Annotated in this window: 8 protein-coding genes and 1 tRNA gene; 5 read left to right on the plus strand and 4 right to left on the minus strand. The window is 64.2% G+C overall.

Going from position 1 to position 10628, the window contains the following annotated elements; translation table 11 throughout:
• Nucleotides 1–446: 446 nt before the first annotated feature.
• A tRNA-Thr gene (locus tag ABIB35_RS17585) sits at nt 447–523 on the minus strand.
• Nucleotides 524–674: 151 nt separating this feature from the next.
• Nucleotides 675–1547, minus strand: a complete 873-nt coding sequence (locus ABIB35_RS17590) for a DsbA family protein (protein WP_354183026.1) — start codon at nt 1545–1547, stop codon at nt 675–677.
• A 167-nt stretch (nt 1548–1714) separates the two neighbouring features.
• On the opposite strand from ABIB35_RS17590, the gene ABIB35_RS17595 reads away from it, so the two are divergent.
• From ABIB35_RS17595 to ABIB35_RS17615, 5 genes are all read left to right on the plus strand, one after another.
• Nucleotides 1715–3178 carry an alpha,alpha-trehalose-phosphate synthase (UDP-forming) gene (locus tag ABIB35_RS17595; RefSeq protein WP_502915827.1) on the plus strand — a complete coding sequence of 488 codons (1464 nt, stop codon included), beginning with the start codon at nt 1715–1717 and terminating at the stop codon, nt 3176–3178.
• On the plus strand, nt 3175–3951 hold the full coding sequence (gene otsB, locus ABIB35_RS17600) for a trehalose-phosphatase (RefSeq protein ID WP_354183027.1): 777 nt from the start codon (nt 3175–3177) through the stop codon (nt 3949–3951). The genes ABIB35_RS17595 and otsB overlap by 4 nt, the downstream gene beginning before the upstream one ends.
• A 130-nt stretch (nt 3952–4081) precedes the next feature.
• Nucleotides 4082–5173: an ABC transporter ATP-binding protein gene (locus ABIB35_RS17605; RefSeq protein ID WP_354183028.1), complete on the plus strand. Its 1092-nt coding sequence runs from the start codon at nt 4082–4084 to the stop codon at nt 5171–5173.
• A gap of 104 nt (nt 5174–5277) precedes the next feature.
• Nucleotides 5278–6648: a DUF4032 domain-containing protein gene (locus ABIB35_RS17610; protein WP_354183029.1), complete on the plus strand. Its 1371-nt coding sequence runs from the start codon at nt 5278–5280 to the stop codon at nt 6646–6648.
• Between the two features lie 133 nt (nt 6649–6781).
• Nucleotides 6782–8497 carry a glycoside hydrolase family 13 protein gene (locus tag ABIB35_RS17615; protein ID WP_354183030.1) on the plus strand — a complete coding sequence of 572 codons (1716 nt, stop codon included), beginning with the start codon at nt 6782–6784 and terminating at the stop codon, nt 8495–8497.
• Between the two features lie 24 nt (nt 8498–8521).
• On the opposite strand, the gene ABIB35_RS17620 is transcribed toward ABIB35_RS17615, so the two are convergent.
• Both ABIB35_RS17620 and ABIB35_RS17625 read right to left on the minus strand, forming a co-directional pair.
• Nucleotides 8522–9895: an FAD-binding oxidoreductase gene (locus ABIB35_RS17620; RefSeq protein WP_502915828.1), complete on the minus strand. Its 1374-nt coding sequence runs from the start codon at nt 9893–9895 to the stop codon at nt 8522–8524.
• Between the two features lie 9 nt (nt 9896–9904).
• Nucleotides 9905–10390, minus strand: a complete 486-nt coding sequence (locus ABIB35_RS17625) for an SRPBCC family protein (RefSeq protein ID WP_354183031.1) — start codon at nt 10388–10390, stop codon at nt 9905–9907.
• Between the last annotated feature and the right edge of the window lie 238 nt (nt 10391–10628).

Below are 10628 nucleotides of genomic sequence, written 5' to 3' on the forward strand. Positions count from 1 at the left end.
GTGTTCGACGGGCCGGGTTCCGGTATCGGGTTTTAGCTGCTGGTTCGAACGTATAGACCCCATGTGTGCGGCAAAGACGGTATCCGGCTCCACCGCACCGTTCGCCGGGTTCTACGCATGTCCCGCACTGAAAACTGCGACTGCAGCTTCCGGACTGGAAAGGAGCCCATGGCCAGAGAGACAAGCGCCGGACAGCTCCTGGGCGATGGATGGAACGACCACGACCGCGCGCCGGCTGTGCCCGCGAAACTGCTCTCGGACCTCTAGTTGCTCTACCGGGTCATGATGGCGGTGAGTGTGGCTGTCTGCGACGGAAGGCGGACTGACAAGCGACAACCGTTTGGGTGGAAAGCGTGTTGTAAACGTGTAGTGAGCCCGCGACAGCTCATAGAAAAACCCCTCCCGATCAGCGTTATGCCTGATCAGGAGGGGTTTCGGTAAAACGGTGGAGCCCCCTGCCGGATTCGAACCGGCGACCCCCTGTTTACAAGACAGGTGCTCTGGCCAGCTGAGCTAAGGGGGCGGCGCCGGCAAGCCGGCTAACCGCCGTCGTCGTGCCTGAAAAAGCCAAACACGGCAACTGCGCTAGTTCAGGTTAACCCAGAGCGCCCGTTCCCGCGAAACCCGCAGGAGGTTCCACGCGAAACGGGCGCCCGGGCAAGACCGGAAACGAATTATTTGGTGGCTTCGATTGCGCCCTCAACTGCGGCGGTGAAGTCATTGGGGTTGGTCTCCGCACCGTTGACGTACACGGTGGGGGTTCCGCCCACGTAGTCCACGCGGGCCAGACGGTCCGTGTAGTTCACAAAAGCCCGGAAGCCGTCGTTCTGGATGCAGTCGGAGGCGTCCGCTGCGCCCACCGAGTCGGCCATGTCAGCCAGCTCCGCGTTCTTAATTTCGCCGTTGTCGTAGTTGGCGAAGACGGCGCTCATGAAGTCCCAGTAGGACTCGGGGTTGGTGTCCGCAACGCAGGCGGCGGCGTTGGCACCGCGGGACGAGTAGTTAGTGGGTGAACCGCGGTCCAGGAACGCAACCGTGCGGTACTCGAAGGTGACCTCACCGGCGTCAAGCCAGGTGGTGATCTGCGAGTTGTAGGCCTTCTCAAAGTCGGCGCAGTGAACGCAGTTCACATCGACGTAGACCACGATCGGAACCGGCTGTCCGGCCTCGGCGGGAGCAACGCCAGGCGGAACCGGCGCATCTTCCTTGGCCTCGGTCGGAGCCTCCGGCAGCGAAGCCACGTCAACGGCGAACGGCTCCGTGGGCTCCAGCGAGTCGGTGGAGGTCACGGTGATGCCGCCGTACTCATTGGCGTTGGCCGGAGATTCACCCGTCTGGGCGTCGGAACCGTTGCCGCCGCGAATGGAGTTCATCACAATCAGCGCCACAATCACGATGACGGCCACCACGGCCACCACCACCCCCCAGCGGACCAGGAGCTTGTTGCGCCGCTCCTTCTTTTTCTGGGCTTCACGCAGGGCGCGCGCCTGTTCGCGTGCAGCAGCCGTGCGATCGGCCTTGCTGGGCTTGGGGTTCCGCTCAGTCATAGTTCCTCATGTCTCTTTTACGCCTGCCCGTTTGGGCATGCGGCCGGCAGGCATCAGTTTAGGCCAATCGCCTCTCCTGCCCTTACTCCCAACGGCTGCTGCGGGCACAAAGTTTCCGGCCTTGGATAGAGTGGCCTAAATACTTAAGCCAACAAGGGGTGCATATCGTGAACGCTGCTGCCGCCGATTCCGCAGGAAATGATGCCACGGACGGGTATGGCGACTTCGACTTCATCGTAGTGTCCAACCGCCTCCCCGTGGATCGGGTAAGCACCGACGACGGCGAAAGCTGGCGCCGCTCCCCCGGCGGTCTGGTCACCGCACTGGCTCCAGTGATGGCCAAGGCCGACGGCGCATGGGTGGGCTGGCACGGAGCTCCGGACGAGGAGCTGGACGAGTTCGACCATGACAACATGCATCTGCTGCCGGTGCCGCTGAGCGCTCCCGAAGTGGAGCTCTACTATGAAGGCTTCTCCAATGCCACCCTGTGGCCGCTGTACCACGATGTGATTGCGCCGCCGGAATTCCACCGTACCTGGTGGGATTCCTACCGCACTGTGAACCGCCGCTTCGCCGACGCCGCCGCCACCATGGCAGCGAAAGGTGCCACCGTCTGGGTCCAGGATTACCAGCTGCAGCTGGTTCCGCAGATGCTGCGCAAGGACCGCCCGGACCTGAAGATTGGCTTCTTCAACCACATCCCCTTCCCGCCGCTGGAGATCTTCGCCCAGCTGCCGTGGCGCCGGAACATCATTGAGGGCCTGCTCGGCGCGGATCTGATCGGGTTCCAGCGCCCCTCCGATGCCAGCAACTTCCTGCGCTGCGTCCGCCGCTTCGCCGGGCACACAGTCCGCCAGCAGCAGGTGCACGTCACCAACGACGACGGCGTCTCCTACGTCTCGCGGGCGGAGTCCTTCCCGATCTCCATCGATGCGGACCAGATCACGGAACTGGCGAAGCGCGAGGACGTGATCGAGCGTTCCAAACAAATCCGCAGGGAGCTCGGAGATCCTAAAACCGTGCTCCTGGGCGTGGACCGGCTGGATTACACCAAGGGCATCAGCCACCGGCTCAAGGCCTACGGGGAACTCCTTGAGGACGGCAAGATTCGGGTTGAGGATGCCGCCCTGATCCAGGTGGCCTCTCCCAGCCGCGAGCGCGTGGAACAGTACCGTCTGCTGCGCGAAGAGGTTGAAGGCGCCGTCGGCCGGATCAACGGCACCTACGACACCATGGCAAACACCGCCATCCGCTACCTGCACCACAGCTATCCGGTGGAGGAAATGGTGGCCCTGTACCTGGCAGCGGACGTCATGCTGGTCACGGCGCTGCGGGACGGCATGAACCTGGTGGCCAAGGAGTACGTTGCCGCCCGGATCAACAACACCGGGGCCCTGGTGCTCAGCGAGTTCGCCGGTGCGGCGGACCAGCTGCGCCAGGCTGTACTGATGAACCCGCACGACATCGACGGGCTGAAGGGCTCCATCCTGACAGCCATCAATATGCCGGACCGCGAGGCTCAGCGCCGGATGCGCCTGATGCGCCGCCAGGTCCTGCAGAATGACGTTGAGCGCTGGTCCAAGAACTTCCTCAACGCCCTGCAGCAGACCGATTCGGAGACTGCACAGTGAGCAGCCTTTCCCCGGATCTTTCCCGGGCGCTGACGCAGCTGGCACACACCGATGTTCTGCTGGTGGCACTGGACTTCGACGGCACGCTGGCTCCGCTGGTGGAGCACGCCGACGACGCCCGGCCGCTGGCCGCCTCCGCTGCGGCGGTGTCCGCGCTGGGGGAGCTGCCGGACACCTTCACCGCCCTGATCTCCGGGCGTGCCCTGGATAGCCTCCGCCGGGCCGCCGGGCCGGAGCCGGAAACCCTGCTGATCGGCAGCCACGGCGCCGAAGCCTGGACCGGCCCCAACGCGAAACCGCTGCAGCTGACTCCGGAGCAGGCGCACCTGCTGTCCCGGGCACGCGAAGCCGTGGAAACGGTGACCCGCTCCCATCCGGGCACCTGGCTGGAAGCAAAGCCCGCCGGCGTCGTCCTCCACACCCGAAGCGCACCGGATGACATTGCCTCAGCGGCGACCGACGCGGCACGGCGCGGACTGGGAGCGCTGGACGGCGTGCAGATCACCGACGGCAAACGGGTCCTCGAGGCCTCGGTGGTGCACACCAACAAGGGCGAAGGAATCCGCGCCCTGCGTGAACTTACCGGCGCGACGGCGGTGCTCTTCGCGGGCGACGACGTTACCGACGAGCACGGTTTCTCAGCCCTGCAGCCCGGAGATCTTGGCATCAAAATCGGCCCCGGAGACACCCGCGCAGCGTTCCGGGTCGAGTCTCCGGATGCCTTTACGCCCGTCCTGGAACAGCTGCTGGAACTGCGCCGCGCCGGAAGCTGACGGCGGATATGCGGGGGTATGGCATACTAACCCTGTGACCGCGGCCACAACCGCTGCCACTTGCTCTTTAACTCAATAGCACTTCACAACGGATCGTCGGGCACGTACCTGCCCGTGAAGGAGAAATATCATGGCAACGGTAACGTTCGACCAGGCCACACGCCTGTACCCGGGCACTGACCGCCCGGCAGTGGACAACCTCAGCCTGGAAATCGCCGACGGCGAATTCCTGGTTCTGGTCGGCCCCTCCGGCTGCGGAAAGTCGACCTCCCTGCGCATGCTCGCCGGACTCGAAGACGTCAACTCCGGCCGCATTCTCATCGGTGACCGCGACGTCACCGACGTACCACCCAAAGACCGTGACATTGCCATGGTTTTTCAGAACTACGCCCTCTACCCGCACATGTCCGTGGCGGACAACATGGGCTTCGCCCTGAAGATCGCCGGCATCGCCAAGGAAGAGCGGATGGAGCGTGTCCGCGAGGCAGCTAAGTTGCTGGACCTTGAGGATTACCTGGACCGCAAGCCGAAGGCTCTCTCCGGTGGTCAGCGTCAGCGCGTTGCCATGGGCCGTGCCATCGTGCGTAACCCGCAGGTCTTCCTCATGGATGAGCCGCTGTCCAACCTCGATGCAAAGCTCCGCGTCCAGACCCGCACCCAGATCGCGTCGCTGACCCGCCGCCTGGGCGTCACCACCGTGTACGTCACCCACGACCAGGTCGAGGCCATGACCATGGGTGACCGCGTGGCAGTGCTCAAGGATGGCCTGCTGCAGCAGGTGGATACCCCGCGCAACCTGTACGACCACCCCAAGAACGTCTTCGTGGCCGGCTTCATCGGCTCTCCGGCCATGAACCTGCTGGAACTGCCCGTAGTGGACGGCGGCGTCGCCTTCGGCGGTGCCATTTACCCGGTATCCAGCTCAGTCCTGGGCCAGGCTGCCGGCAACACGGTCACTGTTGGTGTCCGCCCCGAAGACCTGGAAATCGTGGATTCCTCCGGCTCCGGCCTGAAGGTGGAAGTTGACGTGGTGGAGGAGCTCGGCGCCGATGCTTATGTCTACGGCCACACCACGCTCGATGGCACGGACCGGGACATGGTGGTCCGCGTCGACGGGCGCCGTCCCCCGATGAAGGGTGACACCCTGTACGTCCGCCCGCAGCAGGGCCACGTACACCTGTTCGACACCAGTAACGGTGAGCGGCTGGCCGACCAGGCCTGAGTCTTTCCAATGATTATGCGGTGGCCCCTCCACCTGAACTAAACTCGTGTACGGGGCCACCGCCGTCCTGCTTAAACAGGACGATCAACAAAGGGCTTGTGCTGATGACCGAACCTGCAGGCGCCAGCTGGCGCGACGAACCAACGGATTATGAGCAGCCGGGCAAGCTGCCGCGGCTCAAAACTTCCACGCCGGAGAAGGCCCTTGCCTCCCTGAATATCACGGCGGCGTCGATGGACCCCGCACTGCTGGACCTGCCGTGGCACCTCCCGCTGGAGGACTGGCCCAAAGAGAACCTGGCGGCCCTCCCCCGTGGTATTTCCCGACACGTTGTCCGTTTTGCCCGGATGGGTGATGCGTTGATCGCGATCAAGGAAACCAGCGAGCATGTGGCCCGGCAGGAATACCACATGCTGCGCAAACTCCGCCGGCTCAATGTTCCCAGTGTGGCGCCGGTGGCAGTGATTACCGGCCGCTATGACACCGAAGGCAATGAGCTGCAGCCGGTCCTCGTCACCCGGCATCTGCGCTTTTCGCTGCCCTACCGCGCCGTCTTCTCCCAGACTCTGCGCGAGGTCACCCTCACCCGCCTCATCGATGCCCAGGCCCTGCTCCTGGTGCGCCTGCATCTGGCAGGGTTTTACTGGGGCGACGTTTCGCTCTCCAATACTCTTTTCCGCCGCGATGCCGGGGCTTTTGCCGCGTACCTGGTGGACGCTGAAACCGGTGAGCTCTACCCCGAGCTGTCCCGCGGGCAGCGTGAATACGATCTTGAGATTGCGCGGGTGAACATCGCCGGGGAGCTGATGGACCTCGCCGAGGGCGGCCTGATCGAGGAGAGCGTTGATCCGCTGGCCACCAGCGAGCGAATCATGGACAGTTACCGGAACCTCTGGGCCGAGCTGACGGAGAAGGAGTCCTTCGAACTCGGCGAACGCTGGCGCGTCAATGCCCGCATCCGCCGCCTGAACGACTTGGGGTTCGACGTCGACGAACTCACCATCAAAACCACTGCCGACGGCACCCAGGTCCAGCTCCAGCCCAAGGTGGTCGACGCCGGCCACCACCAGCGCCGGCTACTGCGCCTGACCGGGCTGGATGCCCAGGAGAACCAGGCCCGCAGGCTGCTCAATGACATGGATTCCTACCGGGCGGACAACAACCCGGACCTGGATGAGGAGCTCAGCGCGCACCTGTGGGTCACCCAGGTCTTCGAGCCGATCGTGAAGTCCGTTCCCCGCGAGCTGGGCAGCAAGCTTGAACAGGCCGAAGTGGTGCACGAGGTGCTTGAGCACCGCTGGTACATGTCCGAAAAGGAGAACCGCAACGTTCCCCTGGCCGAGGCAGTCCAGTCCTACATGGACACTGTGCTGCGCCACCGCCGGGACGAAGCGGCAATCCTGCTGAGCACCGACACACGGACCATGAACATCCTCGAATCCGGCGGCTCACCGGAACAGATGGCTGACGGATAGCCCTCCTCCCGTCCGGAAAAGGTCCGCCCGGTCCTGTGGTCCAGTTCATGGCACCAACGCCTCAGCCTCCGCTTTAATGGCGTTAATGGAACTGACAAAAGACCTGCCCGAGACAGGAGGACCCTACCTCAATATGTCCACATCAGCAGAGACCCGTCTTCAGCGGGGTGCGCTTCGGACCATCCCCGTCCACGACGGCCAGCCCGGTGCGCAGTGGTGGCGCTCCTCGGTGATCTACCAGATCTATCCACGGTCCTTCCGCGACCTGCGCGGAGACGGAGTGGGCGATCTGCCCGGCATCACAGAGGAAATCCCCGCACTGTCGGACCTGGCCATCGACGCCATTTGGCTCTCCCCGTTCTACCGTTCTCCCCAGAAGGATGCCGGCTATGACGTCGCGGACTACTGCTCCGTGGACCCCATTTTCGGCACCTTGGAAGACTTTGACGCCCTGGTTGCCAAAGCCGGGGAATACGGGATCCGCGTCATCGTGGATCTGGTGCCCAACCACTGCTCGGACCAGCATCCCCTCTTCCAGGCTGCGCTGGCCGCCGCGCCCGGTTCACCTGAACGGGACATGTTCATCTTCCGGGACGGCACGGGAGAGAACGGCGAGAATCCGCCGAACAACTGGCAGTCCCACTTCGGCGGACCCGCGTGGACCCGCATCACCAACCCGGACGGATCACCGGGTCAGTGGTACCTGCACCTCTTCGATTCCTCACAGCCGGACTTCAACTGGGACAACCCGGCCGTTCGGCAGGAGTTCGAGCGGATCCTGCGATTCTGGCTGGACCGCGGTGTGGGCGGGTTCCGGGTGGATGTTGCGCATGCGCTGATCAAAAAATCCGGGCTGCCGGATTGGGGCGGAACCGCTGACGGCGCATCGTCCGAGGGCTTCCCGGGATACGAGGCGCCCATGTTTGGTCAGGCGGAAATCCACGACATCTTCCGGTCCTGGCGGAAGCTCCTAGACGAGTACGACGGCGACCGGGTGCTCTGCGCCGAAGCTAACGTTGACCCCCTGGACCGGCTGACGGACTGGGTCCGCTCGGACGAAATGCAGCAGGCCTTTAACTTCGCCTACCTGACCCATCCGTGGGATCCTGAGAAACTGCGGGAGATCATCGATTCTTCATTGCGCGCCTTCGATAAGGTCGGTGCCCCAACCACCTGGGTGCTGTCCAATCACGACGTCGTCCGGCATGCGTCCCGCTTCGGGCTGGAAGGCAACACCCTGCGCAGCGGTGACGGCATCGGCCCCCGCGACACCCAGCCGCAGTATCAGCTGGGCGCCGCCAGGGCGCGCGCTGCCACCATGCTGATGCTCGGCCTGCCGGGCGGTGTGTACCTCTACCAGGGTGAGGAACTGGGGCTGCCCGACCACACCCTGATGCCGGATGAGTTCCGGCAGGACCCCACGTACCACCGCACAGCTGGTCTCCGGGTTGGCCGTGACGGCAGCCGTGTACCGCTCCCCTGGAAGGTCAGCGAGCCGTCGTTTGGGTTCAGCAGCACCGGAGAGACCTGGCTGCCGCAGCCGGGCTACTGGGGCCGGCACTCACGGGACATTCAGCGCAGGGATGAGTTCTCGTCGCTGAATATGTATCGCACAGCGCTGCAGCTGCGGCGCGAGCTTGGCCTGGGCGCCGGCTCTCTCGCCTGGTGGCCGGAACATGATGCCGAGGGATTGGTGGCTTTTGTTAACGGCAACGTTCTGGTGGCAATGAACATGGGTGAGAAGCCGGTGCAGCTGCCGGAGCTGCCCGTTTTGGCCGCCAGCTCCGCGTCCGCTATGGAAGGGACCCGGATCCGGCCGAACAGCACGGTCTGGCTCCGACTCTCCTAAGCGCGGGATGCGGGAAGCACGCCCTCAGCGGGGGATGATGGCCTTCCCGGGATTGAGGATCCCTGCGGGGTCAAAGACCTCTTTGATTCGGCGCTGCAGCTCCAGGACTTCCTCCTGCTGTTCCTGGGCCAGCCAGCGGAGCTTGAACTGGCCCACCCCGTGTTCGCCGGTGATGGTGCCTCCCATCGCCAGGGCCAGGGTTATGGATTCATCAAGGGCAGCGTCCAGCCGTTCAACGGCGGCGCTGCCCTCAGCCTTCTGAACCCAAAAGGTGGGGTGCAGATTGCCGTCCCCGGCATGTGCCACCACTTTCAGCCTGACCCGGTGCCTGCGGGCCATGGTGTTGAGCCCGGCAATGTAAGGCACCAACCGGGACCTTGGCACTGCAACGTCCTCTCCCACCCGGTGCTCGGTGTGGACGGCGTCTCCGCGGCTGTGCCGGCGGAGATCCAGCAGTTCCAGTGCCTCAGCTGAGCCCTCCAGACTGACGGATCCGCCCTCTGCAGTCAGCGCTGAGCGCACCACATCGGCTTCGGCGTCCGCCCCGTACCCGTCTGTCTGGACCAGCAGCAGGGCAGCACCCCTGGAGCGCAACGTGGACCCGTGGGCGCCGTCCAGCGCCACCATCGTCTCGGCGTCGAGCAGCTCCATAATGGCTGGCTGGACGCGTGCACGGCCAACAGCCAGCACTCCGGCAGCAGCGCTCTCGATATCCGGAAAGAAGCCGGCCAGCGTGCATACCTGTACGGGCAGATAGCGCAGCCGCACGGTAATGCCCACCACGATCCCCAGGGTTCCTTCGGAACCGGTAAACAGGCCCGTCAGGTCATACCCCGCCACACCTTTGAAGGTCTGGTGCCCGGTGGCGATGAGCGTTCCGTCCGCCAGGACGACGTCGAGCGCCAGTACGGAGTCCCGAGTCACCCCATATTTGGCGCACCGAAGACCGCCGGCGTTGGTCGCCACGTTGCCGCCGATTGTGGAGATCCGGTAACTTGCCGGATCCGGGGCATACATGAGGCCAAACTCGGCTGCGGCTGTGTTGAGTTCGGCGTTGATGACGCCCGGTTCCACTCGGGCCAGCTCATCATCGGGGCGGATTTCGAGAATTCGGTTCATCCGTTCCACGCTCAGGATGATGCTTCCCGCGGTGGCGTGGGCTCCCCCGGAGACTCCGGTTCCGGCGCCGCGGGGCACCACTGCTGTGCCGGTGCGCGAGGCCCACCTCAGGACCTGCTGCACTTCGCTGACGGACTGCGCCCAGACAACGGCCAGCGGGTTGTTGTATTCAAGGACCGGCCCCTGGTCGCTGCCGTACGCAGCGAGCACCTCCGCTGAGCTGTCCATAGCGATTCCGGGCAGGGAGCGGGAGAGATCCAGAAGTGTGTCAGCGGTCATACAAGGATGCTACCGGGAACCCATGAAGCGCGCGTAACGGTCCAGGATCTGCGGCCAGGCGACAGAAAATGCATCGTGCGTTTCAACGGGGTCCGCTACAGTTCCGAATCCGGAGTGTGTCACCGTGACGCTGGTTGTCGCTTCGTCTATCGGCACGAAGCTAATGCGGGCCTCCGTCGGCGTCTGAGCGCTGTGGCCCTTCACCCAGTCCAGGACGATTTCCGCATCCTGCACTCTGTTGGTGACCGTCGCCCATACCGCGGTTTCACCATCGGGCCCACTTTCGATCAGGGAACCCGACTCAATCTCAGGGTGCGTGCCTTCACCGAGTTCCGTGAACTCCTCCGGCCACCACAGATGGAGGTACTCGGTAAACCCGTTGAATGCTTCGTGGAGCTCGCGGGGCACTCTGCGCTCCACCACTACGTCCGGTACATCGATGTGCTTCTTGGCCGGTTCGGGCTGCTCGGCGTGCGAAAAGAGGGAAGAGTTCATCATCCAAGCCTAGCCTCGCCGCCTCCACCCCCTCCCCATCCCCCGTCCTCCACCGCCACCTCCTTCCCCGCGAGATGGCAGTAGATGCTCTTCCCGGGCCCCACACGGGCATCTACTGCCGGTTCGATGAGAGATTCACCACCCCCCTGCCGAACCCCCGGCGGAACCCGAAAGCCGGGTTAAACAGGTAGGGCCCCGCAACCATGCGGGGCCCTACACTTCAAATATTGTCCGGCGG

It is taken from the genome of Arthrobacter sp. UYP6 (assembly GCF_040547315.1).
Classification (GTDB): Bacteria; Actinomycetota; Actinomycetes; order Actinomycetales; family Micrococcaceae; genus Arthrobacter_B.

What these genes read in the sequence shown, in the direction of transcription:
- ABIB35_RS17590 (WP_354183026.1), bottom strand. Translation starts at nt 1,547, where the DNA reads ATGACTGAGCGGAACCCCAAGCCCAGCAAGGCCGATCGCACGGCTGCT.
- ABIB35_RS17605 (WP_354183028.1), top strand. Translation starts at nt 4,082, where the DNA reads ATGGCAACGGTAACGTTCGACCAGGCCACACGCCTGTACCCGGGCACT.
- ABIB35_RS17610 (WP_354183029.1), top strand. Translation starts at nt 5,278, where the DNA reads ATGACCGAACCTGCAGGCGCCAGCTGGCGCGACGAACCAACGGATTAT.
- ABIB35_RS17615 (WP_354183030.1), top strand. Translation starts at nt 6,782, where the DNA reads ATGTCCACATCAGCAGAGACCCGTCTTCAGCGGGGTGCGCTTCGGACC.
- ABIB35_RS17620 (WP_502915828.1), bottom strand. Translation starts at nt 9,895, where the DNA reads ATGACCGCTGACACACTTCTGGATCTCTCCCGCTCCCTGCCCGGAATC.
- ABIB35_RS17625 (WP_354183031.1), bottom strand. Translation starts at nt 10,390, where the DNA reads ATGAACTCTTCCCTCTTTTCGCACGCCGAGCAGCCCGAACCGGCCAAG.